At 34.7% G+C, this 22770-nt stretch carries 37 protein-coding genes and 2 pseudogenes; 25 read left to right on the top strand and 14 right to left on the bottom strand.

The window, feature by feature from the left end:
• A partial coding sequence (locus AB3X49_RS06805) for a collagen-like triple helix repeat-containing protein (RefSeq protein ID WP_367961137.1) occupies positions 1-599 on the top strand: 599 nt, incomplete at its 5' end.
• Positions 600-1201: 602 nt separating this feature from the next.
• On the opposite strand, the gene AB3X49_RS06800 is transcribed toward AB3X49_RS06805, so the two are convergent.
• The 8 genes from AB3X49_RS06800 to AB3X49_RS06765 all read right to left on the bottom strand — a co-directional run bounded on the left by AB3X49_RS06800 (position 1202) and on the right by AB3X49_RS06765 (position 6359).
• Positions 1202-1435, bottom strand: a complete 234-nt coding sequence (locus AB3X49_RS06800) for a helix-turn-helix transcriptional regulator (RefSeq protein ID WP_000539770.1) — start codon at positions 1433-1435, stop codon at positions 1202-1204.
• An 85-nt stretch (positions 1436-1520) separates the two neighbouring features.
• On the bottom strand, positions 1521-2051 hold the full coding sequence (locus tag AB3X49_RS06795) for a hypothetical protein (RefSeq protein ID WP_367961135.1): 531 nt from the start codon (positions 2049-2051) through the stop codon (positions 1521-1523).
• 11 nt (positions 2052-2062) lie between these two features.
• On the bottom strand, positions 2063-2446 hold the full coding sequence (locus AB3X49_RS06790) for a hypothetical protein (protein WP_367961132.1): 384 nt from the start codon (positions 2444-2446) through the stop codon (positions 2063-2065).
• A 128-nt stretch (positions 2447-2574) separates the two neighbouring features.
• Positions 2575-3453 (bottom strand): GIY-YIG nuclease family protein, encoded by an 879-nt coding sequence (locus AB3X49_RS06785; protein ID WP_367961130.1) that lies wholly within the window; start codon positions 3451-3453, stop codon positions 2575-2577.
• 76 nt (positions 3454-3529) lie between these two features.
• Entirely contained in the window at positions 3530-3877 is a 348-nt protein-coding gene (locus AB3X49_RS06780; RefSeq protein WP_367961128.1) for a hypothetical protein, read from the bottom strand.
• Positions 3878-3889: 12 nt separating this feature from the next.
• The gene (locus tag AB3X49_RS06775; RefSeq protein WP_367961125.1) at positions 3890-4996 is read right to left on the bottom strand and encodes a ParM/StbA family protein; all 1107 of its coding nucleotides are present in this window, start codon (positions 4994-4996) and stop codon (positions 3890-3892) included.
• A gap of 327 nt (positions 4997-5323) precedes the next feature.
• Entirely contained in the window at positions 5324-5956 is a 633-nt protein-coding gene (locus tag AB3X49_RS06770) for a DnaD domain protein (RefSeq protein WP_367961123.1), read from the bottom strand.
• The gene (locus AB3X49_RS06765; RefSeq protein WP_367961120.1) at positions 5889-6359 is read right to left on the bottom strand and encodes a replication initiator protein A; all 471 of its coding nucleotides are present in this window, start codon (positions 6357-6359) and stop codon (positions 5889-5891) included. Before AB3X49_RS06765 ends, AB3X49_RS06770 begins: the two co-directional genes overlap by 68 nt.
• A 473-nt stretch (positions 6360-6832) precedes the next feature.
• Between AB3X49_RS06765 and AB3X49_RS06760 the strand changes: the two genes are divergently transcribed.
• The 3 genes and pseudogenes from AB3X49_RS06760 to AB3X49_RS23185 all read left to right on the top strand — a co-directional run.
• Positions 6833-7555: a hypothetical protein gene (locus tag AB3X49_RS06760; RefSeq protein WP_367961118.1), complete on the top strand. Its 723-nt coding sequence runs from the start codon at positions 6833-6835 to the stop codon at positions 7553-7555.
• A gap of 22 nt (positions 7556-7577) precedes the next feature.
• On the top strand, positions 7578-7928 hold the full coding sequence (locus tag AB3X49_RS06755; RefSeq protein ID WP_367961116.1) for a hypothetical protein: 351 nt from the start codon (positions 7578-7580) through the stop codon (positions 7926-7928).
• Positions 7929-8033 (top strand): annotated as a pseudogene (locus tag AB3X49_RS23185) (DUF4352 domain-containing protein); the annotation flags it as partial.
• Between the two features lie 256 nt (positions 8034-8289).
• Here the strand turns inward: AB3X49_RS23185 and AB3X49_RS06750 are convergent.
• From AB3X49_RS06750 to AB3X49_RS06730, 5 genes and pseudogenes are all read right to left on the bottom strand, one after another.
• Positions 8290-8418, bottom strand: a pseudogene (locus AB3X49_RS06750) (DUF4352 domain-containing protein); the annotation flags it as partial.
• Positions 8419-8572: 154 nt separating this feature from the next.
• Positions 8573-9631, bottom strand: coding sequence for a hypothetical protein (locus AB3X49_RS06745; protein WP_367961114.1), 1059 nt, complete (start codon positions 9629-9631; stop codon positions 8573-8575).
• Positions 9632-10222: 591 nt separating this feature from the next.
• Complete coding sequence (locus AB3X49_RS06740; RefSeq protein WP_367961112.1) at positions 10223-10402, bottom strand: hypothetical protein; 180 nt, start codon at positions 10400-10402, stop codon at positions 10223-10225.
• Between the two features lie 68 nt (positions 10403-10470).
• On the bottom strand, positions 10471-10929 hold the full coding sequence (locus tag AB3X49_RS06735; RefSeq protein ID WP_367961110.1) for an ImmA/IrrE family metallo-endopeptidase: 459 nt from the start codon (positions 10927-10929) through the stop codon (positions 10471-10473).
• Positions 10930-10950: 21 nt separating this feature from the next.
• Positions 10951-11388 (bottom strand): helix-turn-helix domain-containing protein, encoded by a 438-nt coding sequence (locus AB3X49_RS06730; RefSeq protein WP_367961108.1) that lies wholly within the window; start codon positions 11386-11388, stop codon positions 10951-10953.
• A gap of 277 nt (positions 11389-11665) precedes the next feature.
• Between AB3X49_RS06730 and AB3X49_RS06725 the strand changes: the two genes are divergently transcribed.
• From AB3X49_RS06725 to AB3X49_RS06635, 20 genes are all read left to right on the top strand, one after another.
• Entirely contained in the window at positions 11666-11851 is a 186-nt protein-coding gene (locus tag AB3X49_RS06725; RefSeq protein ID WP_367961106.1) for a helix-turn-helix domain-containing protein, read from the top strand.
• 2 nt (positions 11852-11853) lie between these two features.
• Positions 11854-12666 carry a phage antirepressor KilAC domain-containing protein gene (locus tag AB3X49_RS06720; protein ID WP_367961104.1) on the top strand — a complete coding sequence of 271 codons (813 nt, stop codon included), beginning with the start codon at positions 11854-11856 and terminating at the stop codon, positions 12664-12666.
• Between the two features lie 559 nt (positions 12667-13225).
• Positions 13226-13414 (top strand): hypothetical protein, encoded by a 189-nt coding sequence (locus AB3X49_RS06715; RefSeq protein WP_367961102.1) that lies wholly within the window; start codon positions 13226-13228, stop codon positions 13412-13414.
• 106 nt (positions 13415-13520) lie between these two features.
• Positions 13521-13721 carry a hypothetical protein gene (locus AB3X49_RS06710; RefSeq protein ID WP_367961100.1) on the top strand — a complete coding sequence of 67 codons (201 nt, stop codon included), beginning with the start codon at positions 13521-13523 and terminating at the stop codon, positions 13719-13721.
• Position 13722: 1 nt separating this feature from the next.
• Positions 13723-13899, top strand: a complete 177-nt coding sequence (locus tag AB3X49_RS06705; RefSeq protein WP_367961098.1) for a hypothetical protein — start codon at positions 13723-13725, stop codon at positions 13897-13899.
• Complete coding sequence (locus AB3X49_RS06700) at positions 13896-14096, top strand: hypothetical protein (protein ID WP_367961096.1); 201 nt, start codon at positions 13896-13898, stop codon at positions 14094-14096. The genes AB3X49_RS06705 and AB3X49_RS06700 overlap by 4 nt, the downstream gene beginning before the upstream one ends.
• Complete coding sequence (locus tag AB3X49_RS06695; RefSeq protein WP_367961094.1) at positions 14096-14779, top strand: ERF family protein; 684 nt, start codon at positions 14096-14098, stop codon at positions 14777-14779. Before AB3X49_RS06700 ends, AB3X49_RS06695 begins: the two co-directional genes overlap by 1 nt.
• Before the next feature lie 16 nt (positions 14780-14795).
• A complete protein-coding gene (locus AB3X49_RS06690; RefSeq protein WP_367961092.1) occupies positions 14796-14972 on the top strand; it encodes a hypothetical protein in 177 nt (58 codons plus the stop codon).
• Positions 14972-15193, top strand: a complete 222-nt coding sequence (locus AB3X49_RS06685; RefSeq protein ID WP_367961090.1) for a hypothetical protein — start codon at positions 14972-14974, stop codon at positions 15191-15193. Before AB3X49_RS06690 ends, AB3X49_RS06685 begins: the two co-directional genes overlap by 1 nt.
• Complete coding sequence (locus AB3X49_RS06680) at positions 15193-15522, top strand: helix-turn-helix domain-containing protein (protein WP_483298767.1); 330 nt, start codon at positions 15193-15195, stop codon at positions 15520-15522. The genes AB3X49_RS06685 and AB3X49_RS06680 overlap by 1 nt, the downstream gene beginning before the upstream one ends.
• Before the next feature lie 19 nt (positions 15523-15541).
• Entirely contained in the window at positions 15542-15913 is a 372-nt protein-coding gene (locus AB3X49_RS23180) for an LvrA C-terminal domain-related protein (protein WP_483298766.1), read from the top strand.
• Between the two features lie 10 nt (positions 15914-15923).
• Positions 15924-17231, top strand: coding sequence for a replicative DNA helicase (locus AB3X49_RS06675; RefSeq protein WP_367961088.1), 1308 nt, complete (start codon positions 15924-15926; stop codon positions 17229-17231).
• A 4-nt stretch (positions 17232-17235) separates the two neighbouring features.
• A complete protein-coding gene (locus tag AB3X49_RS06670; protein WP_367961085.1) occupies positions 17236-17448 on the top strand; it encodes a hypothetical protein in 213 nt (70 codons plus the stop codon).
• Between the two features lie 165 nt (positions 17449-17613).
• On the top strand, positions 17614-17745 hold the full coding sequence (locus AB3X49_RS06665) for a hypothetical protein (RefSeq protein ID WP_367961139.1): 132 nt from the start codon (positions 17614-17616) through the stop codon (positions 17743-17745).
• A gap of 13 nt (positions 17746-17758) precedes the next feature.
• Positions 17759-18244 (top strand): dUTP diphosphatase, encoded by a 486-nt coding sequence (dut, locus tag AB3X49_RS06660; protein WP_367961083.1) that lies wholly within the window; start codon positions 17759-17761, stop codon positions 18242-18244.
• A 502-nt stretch (positions 18245-18746) separates the two neighbouring features.
• Positions 18747-18938: a hypothetical protein gene (locus AB3X49_RS06655; protein WP_367961081.1), complete on the top strand. Its 192-nt coding sequence runs from the start codon at positions 18747-18749 to the stop codon at positions 18936-18938.
• A gap of 237 nt (positions 18939-19175) precedes the next feature.
• Positions 19176-19454: a YosH family protein gene (locus AB3X49_RS06650; RefSeq protein ID WP_367961079.1), complete on the top strand. Its 279-nt coding sequence runs from the start codon at positions 19176-19178 to the stop codon at positions 19452-19454.
• A gap of 142 nt (positions 19455-19596) precedes the next feature.
• Positions 19597-19989 (top strand): beta barrel domain-containing protein, encoded by a 393-nt coding sequence (locus AB3X49_RS06645; RefSeq protein ID WP_367961077.1) that lies wholly within the window; start codon positions 19597-19599, stop codon positions 19987-19989.
• A gap of 139 nt (positions 19990-20128) precedes the next feature.
• Positions 20129-20497 (top strand): ArpU family phage packaging/lysis transcriptional regulator, encoded by a 369-nt coding sequence (locus tag AB3X49_RS06640; protein WP_367961075.1) that lies wholly within the window; start codon positions 20129-20131, stop codon positions 20495-20497.
• A gap of 836 nt (positions 20498-21333) precedes the next feature.
• Complete coding sequence (locus AB3X49_RS06635; protein WP_367961073.1) at positions 21334-21570, top strand: hypothetical protein; 237 nt, start codon at positions 21334-21336, stop codon at positions 21568-21570.
• Between the two features lie 315 nt (positions 21571-21885).
• Here AB3X49_RS06635 and AB3X49_RS06630 read toward each other — a convergent pair whose 3' ends face one another.
• Positions 21886-22275, bottom strand: coding sequence for a DUF4183 domain-containing protein (locus AB3X49_RS06630; RefSeq protein ID WP_367961071.1), 390 nt, complete (start codon positions 22273-22275; stop codon positions 21886-21888).
• A 166-nt stretch (positions 22276-22441) separates the two neighbouring features.
• Between AB3X49_RS06630 and AB3X49_RS06625 the strand changes: the two genes are divergently transcribed.
• Complete coding sequence (locus AB3X49_RS06625) at positions 22442-22600, top strand: hypothetical protein (protein WP_367961069.1); 159 nt, start codon at positions 22442-22444, stop codon at positions 22598-22600.
• Positions 22601-22770 lie beyond the last annotated feature (170 nt).

Here is a 22770-nt window from a genome sequence, read left to right as displayed (position 1 = left end):
AAGGAGACACAGGACCTACAGGAGCAACAGGATTGCAAGGAGACACAGGACCTACAGGAGCAACAGGATTGCAAGGAGACACAGGACCTACGGGAGCTACAGGATTGCAAGGAGACACGGGACCTACGGGAGCAACGGGTCCTACCGGTACTTTCAATAGCTCAGCTGTATTTCTTGTTTCAACTTCGGGTCAAACTGTTAGTGGAGATTCTATTATAAGATTTAATACTGCTGTTTTAAAGATAGGCACGGACATTACTTTGACAGGAACTCCATTCCCTACTACAATGACATTAGCGCCTGGAACATATTCTATTGAATACACAGTTCGTGTCAAAACAGATATTTCAAATGGCGCTACTGCCATACCCGTAATTGGCTTGCGTTTAGGTGGTACATTAATCCCTTCCTCTAGAATTTCGGCTATTAATTCGACTGATGTAGCTGTTTTATCATCAGGAGCCGTAATAACAACTAGTACCCCAGCTATACTAGAATTAATCAATGCAAATTCAGCTGGAGTGGCTGGAGGACTGAGTGTAGAAACTGTGTCGATAGGTTTTCCAAATGGAAGTATAAGGGTTACAAAAATCCAGTAACTAAAAATTATGGTTCTATACAAATCATTTGAAATACAAATACTCCAAAAATCTATTCACCTAGAAAAAGAAATGTACCATACAAAAAAAGTTATACACGATTTGAGATGTTTTAAATGAAAAAACAGTATGATGAAATGTTTAAAAAACAATGTGTTGAATTGGCGGTTAAAGAAGGACGTGCAATTTCCAGTATTCAAAGAGAATTTGACCTGGGAAACGGGACCCTAAATACACGGAGGGTGTTGCAAAACTCATAAACATTCAAAATTGAATGCATAAAAAAACCCGTCTATTTGGAAGAATGATAGTACCACACTATCTCCAGAAAGGGCGGGTTTACTAGTATGATAACCAATTTTGAGGAAAATCAATCGATTTTACATATTTTATTTGCGTATGTAGACAGTTTAACAATTGGAGGTGCACTTTTTTATTGCTATGAAACTTAGAATTTACTTTTAGATAATGCTTTTAATATAGGATTTACGATTTTACTCAACAAACGAAATCCTTTAAATATTGATCAAACAACCTTCATACAATCGCCCCTCCTTAAATCATACCAATTTAAGGAGGCGATTGTATGATTAATTTTCTAATTACATCCAAAAATCATCATAATGTACGTCTTTATTTGTTAAATTTTTCAACGCCTTTATAATCTTTTGTGCATTCTTCATAGTTGGTGAAAATTTATCCCCTTGGCATACACGACTAATTGTAGATTTGCTGACACCACTTCTTTCCGCTAATTCTTGTTGAGTAATTTTGTTTTTCTCCAGAAAATTGGAGAGTTTCGATTTTCTCCCTTTACCAGAAATAAGCCATCCCATGCGATCACTCCTGTTTTTAATTCTTAGTACAAGAGTGGTCAAAGATTTCATTTTTTAAACATCCCGAAAATAGGAATTCTAAACATCATGAAAATCTCCGTTTTAACAAAGACAGTTTCTTCCCTGGTTCTTCTGCATAATACTTCATATAATCGCACATTAAAATATTAATTAGTTTATCCGCCGTGTAGCCGTGTAGCGGGAATGAATGAGCCATATCAGAGAAAAACACTTCAATCCTACGTAATGTCCTTCTATCAATTTTCACTGTAATTATTCCGTATCGTTCATCATTTTCATTAAATTCTAATTCATAATCTGTATAGTGTTTCTTACTCTCTAGAATTTGATATAGCTGATCCATACTGTTCTTAGACCTTATATGTTCAAGAAAGTCCTCAACCAATATTTCAGCTAAGTCACTTGCATTACATTCATACTCTTCCTCTTCCATATCTTCAATTATGATGTTCATTCGGAATAAGTAGATTTTTAGCATTTTAACCTCAAATCGATATTTATCTTTTAATTTTAATTCAATCTTTGTTCGTTCCCACCAGTTATTCGCGCTCATGAGCTGTATTTCTTTTGTCATCACATCATATTTGCTATACATGTTGTCACTCCTTACATCGTACGTAATGCAAAGCATAAGATACGTGTTGCAGCTGCTCTTTGTGATATTCCCCATTCAATGGCTAATTGGACAAGTTTAGAATGCGTTTCCTGCTCCAATTTCGCATGGATGTACTTTTTAGTGTCCCCCTTATATTCGTATGCATGTATTTCACTTATATAATCGATTCTGAGATGTTCTGTGATTAATTTGGACATATATTGTGTAGTGGTTATTCCTTGTTGGATTGCTGAGGTTCTTATTAGTTGTCTTTGTATTTCATTTACGGAGATTTTTACGTCTTTCTTTTTATCAGAACGAGTTTTACGAGGTTGTAGGTTTGTTATTGTAGTAGATTGTTTTCGAGGTTCGAACATAGGGTTAACATTACTCATGATACTCTCCCCTTTCGAATTTAACCTCCTCCCTCTCATTTATCTCAGGGACACTTTTCCGTAATTCCATTGTTCCATAAAAAACAGTTAAGAGAGAGGAAGGAGGTTATATTTTTCTTAGATAGTTTTTAGAAGCTACCATCCGTTGATTTTTCATCGCTTATTTTTTGACTAACTAACCTGTTTATATTGGGAGCAGAGTTTCCAAAAACATATTCAAGTTCATTTTCATGTTTAAAATTTCGTTCTGCATCTTTGATAACTACATCTAACTTTTTATAAGTGTATTGAGACTCAGAAACATTATAATTCGTCATAATTTCGAACAATAATAACAAGTCATCTTCATCAAGATTAAACCATTCGCCGTTTGTTCTTTTTGTCATAAACACTTCATGAAGATTAGATTCCAATTCAATCATATTATCGGTCTTATATAATGCTACTAGATCCCATTTAAACGGCAATTTCACCTTAAATACATCGAATCTATTCTTAGGATTTGATGTTCTACCGATTTTATAAGTACCTGTATGATACTCTTTGATTAAATAGATATATCCTTTAGGTGAAGTTAATGGTTGGATTTCTTCAAAGTCATGATCAAATGTCAACAAGGAAGTATTTCTTAACAATATTTCTATTGATTTAATTTCATTTTCTCCTTTTATTGATTGCTCTAGCAAATCCATATGTGAGCAAACCATTTCTTTTAAATGGTCCAGTTCTTCTGTTAGGACCTTATATTGTTCTTTCCGAAATTCAATCATCTGTTTGTTTTTCAAAATGGTACTAAGCATCAAATCTTGATATGACAGGTTATCCCTATATATTGAATCTCGATCCCATAAATAATACAAATCATAATTGTTTTGTTTACATATATTTTTTTGCTCAAAAGAGGAAACCTTGACGCTTAAAGGAATCAAGTTAAGTAATTCATTTTTCGACTTTTTAAATTTATTGCGAAATGATTCAATATTAATGTCTATATCTATCATGTTCATTAGAAAACATCCCCAGTAATATTTATCAAATACAGTACCTTCTTCTATTACCAAGAAGAAAGTACTGTATTCTTTTTTATTCGTAATTAATCATTCCAGATATGGCAGCGAAATCAACTTCTTGTTTCTCTTCTGTTTGTATATCTTCTCTTCCAATCAGAGCTTTTACAAATGCTTCTAAGGAGTTGATAACCGTAGGTTCAAGTAGCTTATCTCTTTCATCTTTTGTAAGTGAAAAACTAATAGGAATCGATAGTTCTTTTCTGTTTTCGTTCTTAGCTTCTTTTTCCAAAATCCAATAAATCAATTTGTTCCTTGAAACATCTCGTTCCCTATTGAGAAAATCTAGAATTTTCACATCTGCTTCAACCGGAACTTTTACAGAAAATGATTTACCCGCTTCGATTTTTTTAATTTTTTTCATTTATATCACCCACTAATTAAGGTCAATTCCTTTTTGTTTTGCGATTATAAGTAGTAATTTATAGTAAGCTTTTGCGATGCTCCAAATGCTGTCTTCTGTCTCTAGGAAGTGCATTTCAAACTCATTTTCTCGTTTATTTATTTCTTCTAAAAATTCTTTTGTAATAGCAGAAGAGCCACCAACATTATAAATACAATGTAGATCAGAAACTTCTTTCCACTTATCTACCAGGTCTGCATATTCTCTCTCGGCAAACTGCTTTAAATGTTTTTCTGCAATTTCAACGTATGATACGGGTTTCCCATGCGGACGAATGATATATGCATCATGTTCGGCTGTCATGTTCTCTACAAGCTGTCTACGTGATTTAAATACATCTACACGGTAAGTATTAAACACTTCTTTTCTAATCGCATCTAAATACTCGCCAATACCTAGTGGCGAACCGCTTGAATATTCATTATCGATGCGTCCTGCACGGATTACCGCTTTATCTGTAGTGTTGCCTCCCATATCATTTATTAAGATGTTTTTTTTGTTTAAATCATGATTTTGAGGTGTTAGCTCATCACTTACAGTCAGATTAATCATTGCCGCAAATCCTTCCACGTTCACAAAGATATCTCGGAACGAAATATTTACCTTTCTGTCCTTCAAAATCGGAGTCTCTTTAAAGTGAACAACGTGAGTACCTTCAATTAGTTTCTTTTTGAAAATCGCGCGCTTATCATCTTTAGCTTCATCTACTGGAAGACCTGTAGATAATAAGAATTCTGCATTAACAATCTTACCATCATTATTTAACGCTGCTTCATAAGCTAATGCCGTTAACATTAAGATAACTGTTTGATCGGAGTCGCTTTTTAATTCTGTAGCTGGAATTTGTGCACTTTGTTTTTCCTTTGCAGCTAAATTACCTACAGCGTATGTAGCATGTTTTTTCAATGCTGATGATGTAATGTGTACGTGTAATTCGTCAAGAGGATTTTCACCTAGCTCAATTACCTGTCTTTCTTCCATCTCTTTTACAACATTAGGAATGTATACTGTGTTTGCGAAGCTATCAAAATAAGCTTTCAAAGCATCATTCCCTGCATCAATCGCAGCTTTAATTAACATTTTCATCTCTCCCTTATAAATCAATACCTCTAGATAGTAACACTTTAGTAACACCTTTTCAATACATGGTATTACCAAAGTAATACTTTTATGACTAATACCTTAACTCAACTTATCTATTGTTTTTAAGGGGAGTTCTTTTATAGCCATTCCGATGTTCTTCGCAAAGGCTTCGCTAAATCAACAATAGTGAATATAGCGAGACAGGGAAGACATAGACTTGTCCTCCCTAAAGTTCGTTAAAATCCCCTATAAACCGAAAAATCTCTTTTTTACAACAGATATGGTATGTGAAATTTCACTTATAAAAGGTTATCCGAAAATAACTTATGCTCTTTTATATTTATTTAAAACTTCATTCAATCGTTTTTGTTCTTCTTCTAAATTCTTACTGTTATTCTGTTCCTGTTCGGATTTTTCTGCTTCTTTTTGTTCTTTTAACCAATCCGGAACAACTTCAATTCGATTAGTATGTGTTTTAGGCAATTTAGATTTTCTATTTTTCTTCTTCTGTTCATGATGATCTTTTTCGTAGTTTAGTATATCTTCTAATGTTTCGCAGTTTGCTTCATTCCATTTAGAAACTGTTCCTTTAATGTAAGCAATAGGCTTTTCTGGTTCGCCATCAATAGCACGTTTAATCGCTTCGAAAACTAAAATTGTATTTTGTTCGTCACTAAGTTTTGTTAATTCGATTTTTGCATATTTAGTTGCTTTGAAATATTCATTGTAAAAATCAACAAGAAGATCAGAAATACTTTTACCTACATACTTACTAAAGTAAGTAAAATCAGTCTGTATAACAAATACTTTTGTATACTCTAAAGATTCTTTAGTCACGTGACTAAAGTTATTTAAGTCACCAACTGACGATTGGTTTTCTTCAACTTCTTTAATAAACTTTTTTTCTTTTCTTAGATTGCTCAAGCCGTTTTTCTTTTTTCTGTTTACGTATTTCATCTAACTCGGCCATATAAGTCCAGTTATCTGTCGTTAACTCTGGGTCCAATACGTACAGTCTATTAGGTTCATCTTTTACGTACTCTTCATCAAGTAATTCAACAGCATGTAATTCTTTCTTGGCTTTAATCGCTGTAGGTTCTGATACTGCTAATAGATAACTAAGTTCAGTGTTATCGAGAATACAGTATATGTCTCCTTCGCTATCTATATATGTATCTACGTGTTGAGATGTTTGTAATGAAAGTTTATATCTGTCACGTAAGATGGAGTATAAAACACGAGCGTTGTTGCTAAGTTTTCTATATTTAGGTTCATAAAATAAGAATTGATGTAAAGGGAAGTATAAGTCTGTACTTGCTTTTCTGCCGTTGATGCGTCGTTCTCTTTTGTTTGTAGACATAATAAAAAATCCTCCTATTTATTGCCCCGACAAAATTTGGGTACAACGAATAGAGGATTTGTAGTTTACGTTTTTTTAAAGTTATGATACTATTTAGGTATCAACTTAATTTACGTATGTACAAAACCTCTGTTTCCAGTTTTTAAATGGTATCTGCCGCCAAGCTAAACGCCATCTAAAAACTTCTGTCGGGGGGTTTTTTTATTTTATATAAAAGTTAGTTATTTAAAAATCTATGTATCTACCCTCAATCTTAACAGAAGATTGCTGAAAAAAGAAGAGTAATCGGGAAGCTTAACGAGGAGTAGGGGTTCTTGTTTCACTTTTATTTGCATTGGGATACTTTTTCCTTGCAAAAAAAGCACTTAAAATGTCTGTTTAAAGGGACATTTTAAGTGTTTTTTTATTACCATTTTATAATGTAAGATTTTAATCTGTTGTTACCAATATAATTGAATTTTGGAGGGATTTTCATGAAAAAAATTAATAAAAAAGTAATACCAATGTTACTAGTAGGAGGGATTTTAGCTGGAAATACTGCATTTGTTACTAATCAAGTGTCTGCAGATACTTTAGACAATACAACTAAAAAAATTACTTCTAATATTGACAGCTTTAAACCTAGTGAGGAAGCAATTGATTTTATGTCTAAAGTAGTTAATAGCGGTGCAATTAACGAATTTGATTTTAGTTCAGATCTAAAAACAATGTCTTATAAACACGATATGGATACGATTAAAAATACATACAATTTTAACGATGAAGATATTGCTCAATTAGCTCACATTGTAAGCTTCTACAATGAAAGTATGAAGAATAATCCCATCGCTATTGGAAATTTTAATAATCAAAGCATAAGTTCGATTAAAAAAGGTGGCCCTAAAAATGTAGTTACTGATTATGGTTGGACCTGGATTAAAATGACGTTTACCAATCAGGAAACAAAATTACTTTTAGCTGGTGCTGCAGCTGAAGGAGCCTACGCTTTATATGCAGCATTTGTTGGATTAACAGCAATTACAGCTACACCAGTAGGAGCAGCAATTGTTTCCGCGTTAGGTTTGATGGGGATTCCTAAATTCGCTGGAATTTGTCAAACTATTTTAAGGGCGCTTTCTGCAGGAAAAGGAGTTTTCATTGAAATTGGAATGGATGGTGTGCTTCCATACATTTCGGCAAGTGTAGCAAGACATTAAAAAGAGTCAGGGAGATGATACTGTGACAAAGAAAAAGATGGATATGTTTAAAATCGCATGTAGTTTCGGGGTTTGGGGATACGTCTTTTTTCTAGGTGCTATGCTTACACATCTGTATTATGCTGGCGATCTCCTCCTGGCAACATGTATCTATGGATTTATTGGAAGTGTACTGTTAACTATACAATACCATATGTTACGGAATCTACCATTTAAGGAGCGGATCCTTGAAATAGCTATAGTACTAATAATACAGGCATATACTATTTTCCCTGAACATCAAAACATGCATGTTGTAACGCTTGTATTTGTTATTGCTGTTGTGACTTGTGTATTAATTAATCAAAAAAAGGTAAGAAAAGTATATGGGTAAATTTCTTCTATAGGTGAGTCTTCTAAAGTTAAAATTGCTGTAGGATCTGTTGAATCAATAGATTCTGTTGGTGGCGAATATTTAAATGAACAAGCACAAGGCTTAGTTTTAAAAGCTCGTGGCGGTATGATGGGTAAAGAAATTAAGTTAAAAGTAGAATAGTAAAAAGACACTCGAAAGAGTGCTTTTATTTTTTCTCAATGACCAACATTACTTAATGTGGCAAAATATTATTTGGATGTGAGTCCAATACATATTATTAAAATTAAGATGGTTCAAGTCGGAGGAAGGCACCTTAGGGTGTCTTTTCTTTTTTTTGAAAATCCCCTGCACATTGTGCAAGGGATAAGATAAAGCAAACCTCTTGTTTTGGTTCAGTAGAAGTCGTTTTAGCTTCTTCGTTATCTTTACCACTATTACCCGCAGCTCCGATTACCACGATAACAACGAGAACCCAGAACCACCATTTTTTATAAAACGGTTTCTTCATAATTCGTTTCCTCCAAATATTTGATATGTAAGATTTCAACCCAAGCATAACCAAACATTTTGCACATTATTATCGTATTTTGTCGAAGGAAATTAAAAAAGACATCTGACCATGACTAAATCCACCTTTCTTATAGAAACTCCTCCTAATGCCTTTATTGTTCTAACCAATTAAAGAATAAAACGTTACCTTTAAATTCTTCTTTATTTTGATGTATAAAAGCTTTTGCAGTTTCTACAGTGTTTTCTCTTTCAATAACCATTGCAAGGCGTCCAGCGTAAAAAATAGCTGGTTTCTGTACAGGATTTGACGTTTGACTACGTTCTTCAACAGTTCTTAAAAACTCATCAATAGACTTGTCCACTTGTTTTATTGTCCCAATACGTACATTTTTCTCTTGCAGCGTTTTTAATACATCCAAAAATTGCTGTTTGCTTTTGAATATCTTTTTGTCTTTTAATCTTTCGACGACAGATTTATAGAAAAGATTAGACATTTGATTTATGTATTCTTCTTCCTCTTCATTTTCTAAATTTAATCCATCTACTATATCTAGTAAATTATCTAAACTAGAAGAAGAGGATAAAGAGTTCTCTGATGTAATTTGTGTAGTAGTCTTTGTAGTAATCTCTGGTAATGTTGTTTCATTTTGAAATTGATCGTTCGATTTTGGAATTGATTGTTCTATTTTAGAATCGTCAATTTCATTTTGAAACTCCGAAGTTTCATTATAGAACGTCGTAATTTCATTTTGAAACTCTCTAAGATCAAACTTATATCCTTCAAGAAAATAACCCTTTTTAAAAAGGTCTTTCTGCACTTTCAGAATATCTACTCTATATTGATATGTATTGTCACCTTTCCAATTTGGGTTTTTTCTACGTTCTAACCACCCCTCTTTTAAAAGGGTTTCTAAGTGACGTCCAATGCTAGACTTACTCATTCCAAGCATCGTTTCAGCGCTCATATCATCTGCTGTTTTATATATCCATCCGTGAGTTAGTTCAATTTGTTCAAATAATTCAGCTCGTTGTCTTTCTTCTGCATTCATAGCCATACGAGCACGTTTCTTTTCCTCTTCAATGAATTGATCGTAGTCAGATACACGTTCACTCCAATAAATTAACTGGTTTAAAAGAACAGCTTTTTTGAAATCACCTGTTAGTGCAACTAATTCTTCTTTAATTACTGCGCGTTTTAATTTGTTAGCCATAATAAAAAATCCTCCATTTTCTTACCCCGACAAAAATTGGGTATGGCAAAATAGAGGATTTTGTATTTACGTTTTTTTGAAGTTATGATACTATCAATATAGACAGCAATAACTTAATGACGTAACTTACAAAACCTCTGTTTAGCGAGTTTTTAAATGGTGTTGTGGCGACCAACCTTTGACCATCTAAAAACTAATGCCGGGGTTTTTTTATTTTATGTAAAAACATTTGTCTTAAAATCTAGTTATCTACCCTCAATCTTAACAGAAGATTGTTGAAAAAAGAAGAGGAATCGGGAAGCTTAACGAGGATTGAAGGTTCTTGGTATAATTTAATAATGCACAAGTGCAAAATCACATAAAGCCCACCTACGGAAATAGGTGGGCTTTTTAATGTATAAAGAAAAGACACCCTAAGGTACCAGGTGCTTTCCTCCGACTTGAACCACTTTAATTTTAATAACACTTTCGGGTTGCCTACCCGATTCTCATTTTAACATAGTTATCTTTGTTCATTTGAATTTTTAGTTATTTTATAAAATATTTTTCACCACAAAAGTAGATTTTTTTGATAAATTCGTTGAATGTACTTTAATTGGTCTTCTTATCTAATTCCTCAATAACGACTTTTCTCTTACTTCCTGCGAGTTCTCCTACCCATTCGTTATTTTCAACAAAAATACGATCAAAAACAGGGATTGCAGTCATTCTAATTTTATTTGCCTCACTCTGTTGTTTTCTTCTTCTGAAATCATTTAAGTTTATAAGCATTAGGGTCATCCTTTCTTGTTGGGAATGTATGTTTGGTTTTGGGTTTAAAAGAAAACCCCCTAAAGGGATTAATTTAAACAACCTGTTGTTTTTTGATACTTTAATACTAATAATTCGTTAGGAATTCCGGTGTAATAAGATATTTCATTAAGAGTACGAAATTCATTTACATACGCATGCCAATCCTCATCAGGCAGTAATAATTCAACCGCAAATAAATTAGCTTGTCTTTCAAACTTATCTACAGATAAGAATGTATTAGCACGTAAAAAAGGGGTGTTCACATGTTTGTGCATTGTACAATGACCTAATTCATGTGAACAAGTAACGATTTGTTTATTAATACTTAGATTTTTGTTAATACATATATATTGGTTTTTCTTGTTGTATTTATAGAATCCCATAATACTGGGGTGTAAATCTTGATAAAAAATGTGAATGTTTAAACGTTCAGCTATTTCAAAAGGGTTGGTTGTATTAAATTTTTCTGCTAATTCTAAGGCTGCATCTTTTTCGTAGTAACCCAATTGAATCTCCCCCCTTTTGTCTCACTCGGATTCTTTTCTATATTTTTTAGGAATGTATTTCTTATTTACTTTTTGTGTATGTTTCACAATATATTCCATTGCATCCATTAGTGAGTCTAAAGCTTCTTCAGAAAGAGGTTCCCCAGAAAACATTAATCCATCAGTATCTGTTAAATCTTTACGGATCTCTTCCATCCTTTTTCCAATATCTTTTCTATCTTTTTCTGTAAAACCTTCATCGTCCTTAATGTGTTTATTATTCATTTGTTCAGTTCTTCCTAATAGAGAATCTATAGAAACATCGAAAAAATCAGCTACTTTCTGGACGCGTTCGATGGAGGGAGTTCTTTTTTTCCATTGGTAGATAGTATTGTGACCGAATTCTAATTCTTCTTCTAATTTAGATACTGTTATACCCCTATTTTGACAAAGTTCTTTAACTTTCTCAGTAATCACCATATAAACCAACCTTTCAAGCCCATCACAAATTAATTATTCAAAAAGTTAGTTAAGGTATTTGGCAACTAACTGATTGAATAATATACTTGTGTGCATAAGCTAGTTATTTAGCCGTGAAAACGCTACTGAATAAAGAGCCATATACCACGTTCCCCAACGTAAAAGGCTATATTTGTGTAGGTTTATTTAGCTATGGTTTCATTTTAATCAATAAGTTAGTTGATGTCAATGGTAAGCTAAAAAGTTAGCTTATATTATAGAAAATGAGGTGGGCATAATGGCGAATGAATTCGGCATGAAAGTACGAGCAAAGCTATTCACTAACAATATGCAACAAAAAGAGTTAGCAGAATTGCTTGGAATTTCTGGACCGTATTTATCCGATATCCTTCGGAATAAACGTGAAGGAAAGAAAATTAGAGAGAAAATCATAAAAATTCTAGATATGAAGGAGGTTTCATGAAAATGAGTCAATTACAAGTTTTCAATAATGAAGAGTTCGGACAAGTTCGAACGGTGGCGCAAGGTGAGGAAGTTTTATTTGTAGCAAAGGATGTATGTGATGCTTTTGGTGACACGAATTACAGACGCTCATTAAGTCGTTTAGATGAAGATGAAAAGGGTGTGTCACAAATAGCGACCCCTGGTGGAAAACAAAGAATGACAGTTGTAAATGAATCTGGATTATATAGCTTGTTATTCTATATGCAACCTAAAAAGGGTGTGTCACAAAATGAACGTCTCGTAATTGAAAGGCAACAGAAACTAAAGAAATTCAAAAAGTGGGTAACAAGCGAAGTACTTCCTTCTATTAGAAAACACGGAGCATACATGACAGATCAAGTCTTGGAACAAGCAGTAACAAATCCAGACTTCGCAATCGGACTTCTCACTAAATTAAAAGAAGAAAAAGAAAAGCTTGCAGCAGCACAACAACAAATCGTACAGCAACAACCGCTAGTAACATTCGCTGAAGCGTGTATGCAGTCAGACCAAACGTTAAAAATTGGTGAAGTTGCGAAATTAGCAATGAAGCAAGGAATCAAAATCGGACAGAATCGATTATTCGATAAATTACGTGAGTGGGGATTGATCTTTAAAAACTCAAAAGAACCTACTCAAAAAGCATGTGAAAGAGAATTGTTTGAGGTAAATCAAGGTGTTAAGAAGAAACCAAATGGTGAAGCGTTCACATGGACAACAACATACGTAACACCAAAAGGACAGGCCTACATCATAGACCGACTGAAGAAAGAGCAAGAACAGAAGGCGGTGTAAACAATGGAAGAAAGCACATTCTCACATTTCATGGTGCTAGTTGTAGTTATCGGACTTGCAGGATTTATTTATCTGATGGAGCGCATAAACAAACGGATTATGAAGGATGAACAGTGATGGATAAACAGCAGCGAGATGAATACGAACGAAAGAAAATCTTGCGGATCATAAAGGATTTGAGAGCTAGAGGAGTACATAACAGCGCAGATAAGGTTGAAGAAACATACAAGTATATCACTCTAGCTAAACGAGTCTAAGCCCTAGCTGGGGGCTAGGGCTTAGATGAATAGATATTTTTAAAGGAACAGTTAGAGAAATACATCACATGAAGAATGGATTTCAACTATTACTATAACATCGTATTTCTATAAAAGTACGAATAGATTTTTCTTAAAAATGGACAAAACAGATGTTGACAGACATTCATTCATACTTTATATAGCTACATAGGACAAGCTCTCTCTTGTCGGAATATTCAGGAATCTAATGGTATCCCCCACCTAGTGAATGGGTTCCTGGATATTCCGATGCGTGGAAGCATCAAGAAAGGAGATTTGAGATGTACCCATGTTTCGAACCAACATATTGCAACGATCTAGAAGGAAACAAGTACTTATGCAGATTTGAGCACTATGAAGTGGATAGTCGTTTTGAAGGTGAACCATCAGAATGGAAGGCTGACATCATCGGATTTATGCCAATCATCCCTATCTATAAATGCTGGGGAAAAGGAGTCAAAACAAAATAAAAACAGCCGATTACCCCTAATCGACTGTTTTGTGAAACGACGCAATAAATTGTACCTATATTATAACACAGTCGTTTCTTCCAAGTAAATAAGGAGGAATGTGGAAATGGTTGAAAATCCAATGTTAATCGGCAATCATCACGATTCATCAGCAAGAGACTTCATTGAAGAATGTGCGGGTTGCAATGGCGAAATCTACTACGGAGAAAGTTGCTTAGATTTCGGTGGGGATTACTTACACGCAGAAACAGAGTGCATTACTCAATATGTAAAGTCTCATTCTACAGAGAAAGTAGCAGGTGAATAAGATGGGCCTACAAAACAAAATCGAAGCTGAAATTCAAATTCTAATGAGTTTGGTAGAACGATACAAACAAAGTAAAGAACCTAATGCTAAGTCGATGGTTGTGGCTTATGAATACGGATTACAAGCACTTATGGAAGTTTACGAGGTTAGTCAACAAGAAGAGGTGATTCCGTTTTGAACGCAGGGATTGAAGAATTAGAAAAGTCATTATCTGTAGAACAAAGAAGATTGAGTGAATACAAACGGGAGTTAGAAAGATTAGAAGAAAAGAAACCAATCGTAATCGAAAATATTGAAGAAACTGAAAGTAAGGTATTTGAAATAGAAGATGCAATTGCGATTTTGAAAAAGTTCTCTAGAGGAGATGACGAATAATGAATCTCTGGCAAAAGCTAGTTGCAATTAGAAAAGACATAGATGTGTTTGTAAAAAACGGTGAGAGCTTTGGTTATAACTACGTTACTGGTTCTCAGATTCTTCATAAGATCAAGAAAAACATGGACGAACATCAGGTGATTTTAATGCCAAAGATGGGAGAACACAAAACATGGCAATACAGTTACAAAAGTAAAAAAGGTAAGGATGTAACGGATTTTGTTATTGAAGGTGATGGGTTTTACGAATGGATTAATGCAGAAAAACCGGACGAAAGAGAATCTATACCATGGAAATTTTTTGGGCAACAAGATGACATTTCAAAAGCGTACGGTTCAGCACTGACGTATTCAGAAAGGTACTTTTTACTTAAATTCTTTGGCGTTCCAACTGACGAAGATGATGCAGATGCTAAAGAACCTGTACCTAAACAACCAAATAACAATAATAGCAATCAAAATAGAACAAATACTCAACGAAAAGAAGACTTGCCATTGCCTACAAATGCTACTGAGGGTTCAGAAATCATCCTGTCGTTCGGCAAGTACGAAGGGAAGACGTTACGAGAAATCTTCAAAGAAAACAAAGGCTACCTGGAATGGTTAGTTAAGAATGACAAAACTGATAATCGGATAAAAACAGCTATCAATATGATGCTAGAAGCGGCGCAACAATCAGCTTAATAAGGAGATGAAGCCTATGTTAGATAAAAATCAATCAAAAGTCGTCCTCCCTTCATGGGTTAGTGAGGGCGCAAAAAACGAACAAGAAATGAAAGTAAAGGCGATTGAGTACATTACTCTCGATCGCTATCCAGGATACAAAATATTGAAAGTTAAAGACGGTATCGCAATATGCGAGAGGGAGAGTGTGTGATGTTTCAAGTGCCAGTAAGACGCGGATCAATGAAAGAAATGTTAAAAGCAGTTCGTGATTTAGAAGCCAGAGGTTATGACTATATCACTCCTATCAAAAAGGTGTATAGAGCGGAAAAGACTTTCCATCATGAAGGTAAATTTAGAGGAAGAGACAAGGTTCGATTCACAGGAATGGAAGACTTAGTGAGTTATGAATGTTGGATGAAGAAGGTGAACTAATGACTTTAAAAGATAGACGGAAATATGGATTTTTCATGATTGATAACGAAGTAGCAGATGACGTAAGAATCACGCATAAAGAAATGGCTGTGTACATGGTTCTTTGTAGACACCTTAACCAAGAAACAGGTAGCTGCTTCCCTTCATTACCAACAATCGGTAAGAAAACAGGAATGTCAAAAAATACAGTAATTAAAGCTCTAAACACGTTAATTGATATTGGATACGTAACAAAAGAGAAACGTTCTTCTAAAGAAAAAGGTGATATGTCCAACGTTTATTACATAAATGACGTTCATAATTTGAACGGGGGGGGGTTCAGGAGATGAACCGGGGGGAGTTCACCAGGTGAACCCTAACAATACTAATCTTAACAAAACTAAATTAACAACAAATAACCCACGTAAAAACGTGAGTGATAGTTATTCTGAAGACTTTGAAAACCTTTGGAAAACCTACCCTAAAAAGATCGATAAAAAACAAGGGTATAAAACTTTCAATACAGCTATAAAGAAACATTCATTTGAAGTCATTATGTCTGGTGTAAAAGGATATGCAGATCATATTAAAAGAAACAGAACGGAAACAAAGTTCGTAAAACATGCTTCTACCTTCTTTAATAACGAATGCTATCTCGAATATGTAGAACAACCTAAGTCATCAGTACCTAATAAACCAAAACAAACAGCTAACTATTCTATTGATAATCTAATTGATTGAGGTGAAACGGATGGATAAGTACCAGGTTCATTACGAAAACGAATGTCATAGTCTCAGCATGATGATGCGAGATAACAGTTTAATAGATGAAACACGATTAAAACCGAAACATTACATGAATCCTCATAACAAAAACTTATTTAAAGTCATGAAGGAATTACGAAATGAGGACAAGCCAGCGGATATGAACTCTCTTGCTCAAGTAGGAGAGAACAAAATGGCAATGTTCGGTGGTGTAAATACATTGAGTAACGTTTATGGATTGGGAGTATTAAGTCATAACTTCAAATTTACACAAGACAAGATGATTGAGTTTTTGGCAATAGAGGAAGCATTGCAAGAAGTTGAAAACTTTAAAGATAAAACGAAGTTCGTGCACAGCTCTAAACAACTAAATGAACTAATTTCAAAGATTAATAATGTTCAAGTTGCCACTATAAAGCCTCAGCCTTCGTTTAAAGAGAAGTTACAAATTAGGGTGCAACAACATAGTGCTATGCTGGAACATGGCTTGAGCGGAACGCCAACAGGGTTTACAAGTATCAACAATGCATTAGATGGATGGCAACCTTCAGATTTAATCATTGTAGCAGCAAGGCCTTCTGTAGGTAAGACAGCTTTCGTATTAGAAACAATGAGACGCGGTGCAAAAGCAAGTAAAGATTACATGGGTACATTCTTCTCCTGTGAAATGGACGAAACGAAGATCATTGACAGATGGATTGCGACAGAAGGAAAGATTCCAGTCGCTACAATGAATAACCCAAACAAATTCTTTAATGGTCGTCAGGAATATTGGGAGAAATACCACAAGGCATGTGGAGAGCTCACAGAACTCAATATAAACGTTAGATCTGAAAAGGGAATCAATGAGATTCGTGCAGTGATTCGTAAGACTGTAAACGAGAATCCAGGTAAGAAACACTTATTTGCAATAGATCATTTAGGACATGTAGACATTGATGAATCCTTTGATAGCAATCACTTGAAATTTACATACATCATGAAACAACTGAAAGACATGCAGAAGGAATTTAACGTGCCTATTATCCTTGTAGCACAGCTTAATCGTGGAGTAGAGGGTAAGCAAGATAAAGCGCCGGCAATGTCTGATATCAGGGAGTCAGGAAGTATAGAAGAGATTGCAGACGTGATTATCTTCCCTCATAGACCGGCTTACTTTGATAGAGAGCAAAGAGAAGCAGAAGACATTCATGATGTGGAGTTAATCATTGCGAAGAACCGTAATGGATTCGTAGGAACATTGCCATTCCAATTCATCAAAAAAACGAATTTATTTATCGAAAAAGGAGTTTAGCGTCATGACGGTTATGGATATGTATACAGAAGCAAAGAAGGATGGAATGGTTAGTACTTGGCTGTTAATTGAATACCTTGTATTCGAAAGAAAAGCAATAACATTTGCCGATAGCATAGACAAGCTCACTTACTTCTTTGAAGAGAGATTCAGAAACAAAATGAATGAGTACTTAGTGAAGTACATGAAACAACGCGGAATCAACGCGGCAGCGTAAGGATGATGAGAAATAGAGAAAGCAGCAACGACACCGCCAATCAATACAGGAAGACGTTGTTCAGTAAAAGTTAAGGAGGAAGCGTTGTGAAGTACATTACTGATGATGATTATGAGATGGCTGCTAAAAATGGAATTAACAAAATGAATGTATACCAACGAGTTCATGTATAAGGTAGAAAGCGATATTCATAAGCTTGAGTATCATCTGGTTGGATTGGATAGCGAAAAACGGAAGACGAAGCAGCAGTTACAAGAATTACAGGATAGAAAGAAGAAGTTGATCAGTTACTTATAAGGAGTGGAACGGAATGAATTTACGAGTAAAAATCAAGAGATTAAATGAATCTGTGGAGTTACCAAAGTACGCGAAACCAGGAGATAGTGGTTTTGATCTTGTGGCAGCAGAGGACACTATCATTAGACCTGGACAAACGAAAGTAATCCCTACTGGATTAGGATTCGAAATACCTCCAGGATACGAACTTCAAGTGAGGCCAAGAAGTGGGATATCACGCAAAAAATTTTTAAGAGTGGTGCTTGGCACAGTGGACAGTGGTTTTAGAGGCGAGGTAGGAGTTATAGTCAGCAACACATCATATCTAGGGAACTCACTTACGTTAGGAGTTAATGATGACCATGGAATATGTGCAAGTATTAAATATGAAATTAAAAAGGGAGACCGTATTGCACAAGGAATCATAGCGCCAGTGGAAACAGCTCATTTTATTGAGGTGGACGAGTTATCTGAAAGTCAAAGAGGAAATCGAGGGTTTGGGAGTACAGGCGTGAAGTAAGACCAAATTTGAATTTTGTATAGAAATGAGGTAATGAAATGACAAAGTGTAAAGAGTGCGGAAAACCGCATCCATTTATTGATAGTAATTGCTTAGTGTGGACTTGCAATGAATGTGCTGAAAAACAGGAAGGAAATTAAACAAAGGTGATATTTGACAAATGTGTTTACACAAAAAAAGAGTGCTAAGTATAGCACTCTTCTTTGGACGTATTTACCATTCTTTTGTAAGGAATTTCCGAGAGCATTAATAATATATGTATGGGTTTTAAAAAGGTTCATTTAACCAAAAAAAGAACACCTAACAAAAAGTTAGGTGCTCCTTTTTGAAGAAGTACAATGGACGGTAAGGTGAAATAATCACCCTATTTATAGTATGGACAAGTACAATTATCTTATGCATGGATAGAACGAGAAAAAGGTTATTAACACCAAAAACGATTGAGGTTAATTTTAATCCAATTTGAACAAAAGTGTTATTTGAATAGAAAAGGGGAATAGATATGAATTTACTTGAAGGGAAAAAGATTGAGTGTATATCTCCTGTGTGTATTAAACGATGGGAATTTGAACATGAAGGGATTCCACATCACGATAAGTTATACACTTGCATGATAAGTAACGAAGATAGAAAGGTAGAAGTTGTTTGCGAAGAATGTGAGATAGGCCTTGATGAAAAGTTAGAACAAAACTAAACAAAAACGCTATTTTAGTGAGAGTTTATCATAATAAAAGAGGCGTTGCTATTTATAGCAACGCCTCTCCTAAAATGGCAAAGAGTAACTCTTACCCTACTCTTCTTCTACATGGTAAACGAAATCTGTATATATGTGTAGAGTGAAAAAGTCCGTATATGAGGACAAAAATGAAATGTTATACACAATAAAAAACAGTTTAATAAAAATTTCATTTTGTAGAAAAGGGGAATGGATATGAAATACTTTGAGTTTAATAAGCATGAATATTGGGCATTAGTGGCTGCGGAATCGTTAGAGAATGCTTATGAAGTATATACGGAGGAAGTCGCAGGGGAATCAGTTGAACAAGTGAAATCTGAGGGTGCGCCGAAAGAAATACTAAAACTAGAAGCACATGAAATGTATGCTCGAGCAATTAGGAAAGAAGATAAGGAAATATCATTAGTTCAAATAACCGAGGATTTCATGAAACTAAAGAACACAACAGTTTTAATTACGTCAGAACTAACATAAAAGAGCAGCTAGCAAAAGCTAACTGCTCAGTCTGGAAGGAAGTCTCAATTAGTACGGTTACACATAAGAGATTTCCGGCTGTTTACCAGCCTATCTACAGTATTGACGGAATATTGAGTTTCACTCAGGGAGGTAGAGGAAAATGGCTAAAATCAAAATAGTAGAAGGACAGGAAATATTCGTTACAAATTTAGGTGGATGGTATTCAAAGCCTGAACCTAATTTAGAAAAATGGATTGTTATTAAAGCGAATAGCACAAGTTTTTATGCTAATCCTGAAGGTGTAGAAGATAGAACACCATATAAATTCAGTCAAAAAGATTTAATTCATAGAAGTGGTTTTGCTGATGATTATAAAGCATACCTTATGGAAAACGAATATTGGGAAATGATTGAGAGAGGTAAAGAAAAAGCCCAATTAAGAAAAGAATTAAAAGACACATTTGATAAGTTTACGTATCAGAAGTTAATGGACCATTTAAATGATGGATGGCAGTTTAGTAGAGGGTGTACTGTTAAGAAGAAAACAGCTTAATGGATAACGGAACCATGCAGAGTAGATTGGTGGAGGCTACTTTACTAAGCATCGTTCTCTTATTCAACAATGAGATAGTAAAATTTCACATACTGTATACGATTTTAAAAAGACAAATTCGAAATAGGGGGATTCCTTCATGGAACAATTAACTTTATTACCGCAAATCGATGACAAGAAAGTGCAAAAGGAAGTAGTCAGTATCTTAAAGGAATACCGTGCATTAAAGATGCGATTCAATAATGAAGCGGAACAAGAAGGAATCAGTTTGTTTCCAGAGATACGAAATTCGAGAAGAATAAGCGAATTAAAGGGGAAGCAGATAGAGAAGATTCTGGACCATATCTTAGATAAGGAAGAAAGAGACATCATTACAATGAAGTTCTTAACGAATGAAAGAGTAAAAGATTCAGATGTTTATCATGATCTACTGCTCAAAAAGACTTATTTCTATGAGAAGAAGCAAAGTGCGGTGAAATTGATTGCTACAGCATTAGGGATTATCTAAAAAAACGCGAACAAAACGCGAACTTTTTAGGGGACTAAATAAAATGCTGAAAATTATAAGCTATTCCTATAAACAGTTCTTTGAAAAGAGAATACGTTTTGGGAATAGCGTTCCCATTATAATAACGTTACTCGGTGACGCGGAGGCTAGAGGGGATAAGAGTTTCCCGAAATTATTTATATTTTACTTCTCATTGAGTGTATACACGTTCCGCCTTTCGTTTGTAGGCTCATAAGTAGTAAAACCACACCTGTCATGTGGATTCTTGATTTCTATGTTAAAACTGGATCAGCACCAAATGGATATGATGGTTCATTCAATTGAACGAGCTGCATGTCATAAAAGAAGGAAAGTCTAAATTATGTTGGTAATTGCTCACGATAGTAACTAATATAAGTCAGGTTGTTCTTCTTAAACGATTAAACGAGCAGAGAGATTCCGCTCTTTGTTTGAGCCAATACACATTCCCCTCAGTCTTGTGTATTGGTTCAAACAAGGCGTCGGAATAAACATATGCGTCTTGGATATAAATCCTTTATAATTCGATATTGGTGAAAATGACATTAAGTAGCCGACTCCACGGAGTATAAACGAGAAGATTCTTAGTCTTCTCCCAGTCACCGAACGTAAAGCGCGTAGCTATGAAAGCTAGAAAATTATATGATGCGGTGGCTTGGAGAAGGTTGAGAGTGCTCAACCTTGAATTAAGAGATACTTATTGCCATTTGTGATCTCTCTTCCCCTTTAGGAGCTGTCACTTCGGTGATGGCTTTTTGTTTTGTAGGACTTTTCTTTATTCCGCCGAATAGATAGAGTGAGGAGAAGGAGGAATTAGTATGGATACTATAAGAGAAGCAGTCAGCGAAATTAGAACATTTTTCTATACAATTGAAAGTCCAACGAACGGAATCGAGTATTGGGAAATTAATTTAACTTATTATAATGATTCTTTTTATGGTGGAGCTACATGTACTAATTTCAACCTTCATGTAGGTTGGGAAGATTTAAAGGTTCAGGATGATAAATCAGCAGCTCAAATTATTATTAATAAAATTAAAGAGAACCTACTTTAATTTGAAAAGCATCCATAACGGGTGTTTTTTTCTTTGTTATATAGAAATTATACAATAACGGACAGGCATATCGGCTGATTCTGAGCATATGATAGGTGTCATGTCATCGAGAGATATCCGTATTACTGCGTTTCTAAAAGGCACCTTAATTAGGTGCCTTTTTACTTTGTACCTTTTGAGATGGACGAGCATATACTGGAGTGTGGGACAAATTCAACCGCGTCCATTGTAGGCGCTCTTTTATTTTGAACAAAATGGACATTTGAACTAGGGTGATGATAACAATGGTGAGGATTAAAAATGATAGATGTATATTCACGAAGTGAGAGTTGTTGTAGAAGAAGGTGTAAATTCTACAAATTCTAATACAATTGGTGTTCCTTTTAAAATAGGAGCACCTGCAGGAACATGAATAATGAGGGACCAATCCACAATATCAGGAGGAGTAAATTGTGAAAAAATTGTGAAAATATCCTGCATTTGTAGTATACCATTGATATAAACCTTAAAAATTGAGTAATTTGTGAAATCAGGGAACACAGTGGCAGGGGAACCATCACTTTGAAAAAATTGAGTTGCCGGTATGGTAACGGTAGTTCCAGCATCTATTTGATTCGTTGTCACATGAAAGAATTTTGTGTCTGTTGGGACAATATCAATTGTTGTTTCAGCTGATATTGCATGTTTCATGAGTTGCAAGGCCATATTTATAATCTCCTTTATAAAAATAATATTTGGACACTACTACTGTATGTCTTGTAAGAAATAAGGGTGAGTATACATGAATTGAACTGGACACGAAGTTCGGCTAATAGTCTGAATAGGCTTTTTCAAATTCGATAGGAGAAAGGAAATCCAAGGAAGAACAAGAATGATGAAACCAATAGGAGTTATCGTGGGCGCTGCCGTGATCGGTTTATCGTCTTATTTGTTGTTAAGGAAAGATAAGACTAAACCTGTTGTATTGGATAGAGAAGGATATGGTTTTTGGTGTAACAAAGAAGATGATCTGTATGGGGATAAACGATGATAAGGTGGGGAGAACGACTATATAGTCCGAGCAGTGTGTGGTAGGTAATTTTAAGTAGGAATATAGTACGCTCTCCACCCTTTGACATGAAACAAGATAAATGAAAGGGATGAAAAACAAACATATCAACTACATTTGATATAAGGGGTCCCGAGTCCTCATTCAAGCAT

The sequence above is a fragment of the Bacillus sp. C30 genome, from assembly GCF_040838255.1.
GTDB lineage: Bacteria > Bacillota > Bacilli > Bacillales > Bacillaceae_G > Bacillus_A > Bacillus_A mycoides.
This window is presented reverse-complemented; position numbering and strand designations above follow the sequence as displayed.

Excerpts from the sequence above, each read along its gene's own strand:
- AB3X49_RS06800 (WP_000539770.1), bottom strand. The coding sequence starts at position 1,435 with ATGGGATGGCTTATTTCTGGTAAAGGGAGAAAATCGAAACTCTCCAAT.
- AB3X49_RS06795 (WP_367961135.1), bottom strand. The coding sequence starts at position 2,051 with ATGTATAGCAAATATGATGTGATGACAAAAGAAATACAGCTCATGAGC.
- AB3X49_RS06790 (WP_367961132.1), bottom strand. The coding sequence starts at position 2,446 with ATGAGTAATGTTAACCCTATGTTCGAACCTCGAAAACAATCTACTACA.
- AB3X49_RS06785 (WP_367961130.1), bottom strand. The coding sequence starts at position 3,453 with ATGAACATGATAGATATAGACATTAATATTGAATCATTTCGCAATAAA.
- AB3X49_RS06780 (WP_367961128.1), bottom strand. The coding sequence starts at position 3,877 with ATGAAAAAAATTAAAAAAATCGAAGCGGGTAAATCATTTTCTGTAAAA.
- AB3X49_RS06775 (WP_367961125.1), bottom strand. The coding sequence starts at position 4,996 with ATGTTAATTAAAGCTGCGATTGATGCAGGGAATGATGCTTTGAAAGCT.
- AB3X49_RS06770 (WP_367961123.1), bottom strand. The coding sequence starts at position 5,956 with ATGAAATACGTAAACAGAAAAAAGAAAAACGGCTTGAGCAATCTAAGA.
- AB3X49_RS06765 (WP_367961120.1), bottom strand. The coding sequence starts at position 6,359 with ATGTCTACAAACAAAAGAGAACGACGCATCAACGGCAGAAAAGCAAGT.
- AB3X49_RS06760 (WP_367961118.1), top strand. The coding sequence starts at position 6,833 with ATGAAAAAAATTAATAAAAAAGTAATACCAATGTTACTAGTAGGAGGG.
- AB3X49_RS06745 (WP_367961114.1), bottom strand. The coding sequence starts at position 9,631 with ATGGCTAACAAATTAAAACGCGCAGTAATTAAAGAAGAATTAGTTGCA.
- AB3X49_RS06740 (WP_367961112.1), bottom strand. The coding sequence starts at position 10,402 with ATGCTTATAAACTTAAATGATTTCAGAAGAAGAAAACAACAGAGTGAG.
- AB3X49_RS06730 (WP_367961108.1), bottom strand. The coding sequence starts at position 11,388 with ATGGTGATTACTGAGAAAGTTAAAGAACTTTGTCAAAATAGGGGTATA.
- AB3X49_RS06725 (WP_367961106.1), top strand. The coding sequence starts at position 11,666 with ATGGCGAATGAATTCGGCATGAAAGTACGAGCAAAGCTATTCACTAAC.
- AB3X49_RS06720 (WP_367961104.1), top strand. The coding sequence starts at position 11,854 with ATGAGTCAATTACAAGTTTTCAATAATGAAGAGTTCGGACAAGTTCGA.
- AB3X49_RS06715 (WP_367961102.1), top strand. The coding sequence starts at position 13,226 with ATGTACCCATGTTTCGAACCAACATATTGCAACGATCTAGAAGGAAAC.
- AB3X49_RS06710 (WP_367961100.1), top strand. The coding sequence starts at position 13,521 with ATGGTTGAAAATCCAATGTTAATCGGCAATCATCACGATTCATCAGCA.
- AB3X49_RS06705 (WP_367961098.1), top strand. The coding sequence starts at position 13,723 with ATGGGCCTACAAAACAAAATCGAAGCTGAAATTCAAATTCTAATGAGT.
- AB3X49_RS06695 (WP_367961094.1), top strand. The coding sequence starts at position 14,096 with ATGAATCTCTGGCAAAAGCTAGTTGCAATTAGAAAAGACATAGATGTG.
- AB3X49_RS06690 (WP_367961092.1), top strand. The coding sequence starts at position 14,796 with ATGTTAGATAAAAATCAATCAAAAGTCGTCCTCCCTTCATGGGTTAGT.
- AB3X49_RS06685 (WP_367961090.1), top strand. The coding sequence starts at position 14,972 with ATGTTTCAAGTGCCAGTAAGACGCGGATCAATGAAAGAAATGTTAAAA.
- AB3X49_RS06680 (WP_483298767.1), top strand. The coding sequence starts at position 15,193 with ATGACTTTAAAAGATAGACGGAAATATGGATTTTTCATGATTGATAAC.
- AB3X49_RS06675 (WP_367961088.1), top strand. The coding sequence starts at position 15,924 with ATGGATAAGTACCAGGTTCATTACGAAAACGAATGTCATAGTCTCAGC.
- AB3X49_RS06670 (WP_367961085.1), top strand. The coding sequence starts at position 17,236 with ATGACGGTTATGGATATGTATACAGAAGCAAAGAAGGATGGAATGGTT.
- AB3X49_RS06665 (WP_367961139.1), top strand. The coding sequence starts at position 17,614 with ATGTATAAGGTAGAAAGCGATATTCATAAGCTTGAGTATCATCTGGTT.
- dut (WP_367961083.1), top strand. The coding sequence starts at position 17,759 with ATGAATTTACGAGTAAAAATCAAGAGATTAAATGAATCTGTGGAGTTA.
- AB3X49_RS06655 (WP_367961081.1), top strand. The coding sequence starts at position 18,747 with ATGAATTTACTTGAAGGGAAAAAGATTGAGTGTATATCTCCTGTGTGT.
- AB3X49_RS06650 (WP_367961079.1), top strand. The coding sequence starts at position 19,176 with ATGAAATACTTTGAGTTTAATAAGCATGAATATTGGGCATTAGTGGCT.
- AB3X49_RS06645 (WP_367961077.1), top strand. The coding sequence starts at position 19,597 with ATGGCTAAAATCAAAATAGTAGAAGGACAGGAAATATTCGTTACAAAT.
- AB3X49_RS06640 (WP_367961075.1), top strand. The coding sequence starts at position 20,129 with ATGGAACAATTAACTTTATTACCGCAAATCGATGACAAGAAAGTGCAA.
- AB3X49_RS06635 (WP_367961073.1), top strand. The coding sequence starts at position 21,334 with ATGGATACTATAAGAGAAGCAGTCAGCGAAATTAGAACATTTTTCTAT.
- AB3X49_RS06630 (WP_367961071.1), bottom strand. The coding sequence starts at position 22,275 with ATGGCCTTGCAACTCATGAAACATGCAATATCAGCTGAAACAACAATT.
- AB3X49_RS06625 (WP_367961069.1), top strand. The coding sequence starts at position 22,442 with ATGATGAAACCAATAGGAGTTATCGTGGGCGCTGCCGTGATCGGTTTA.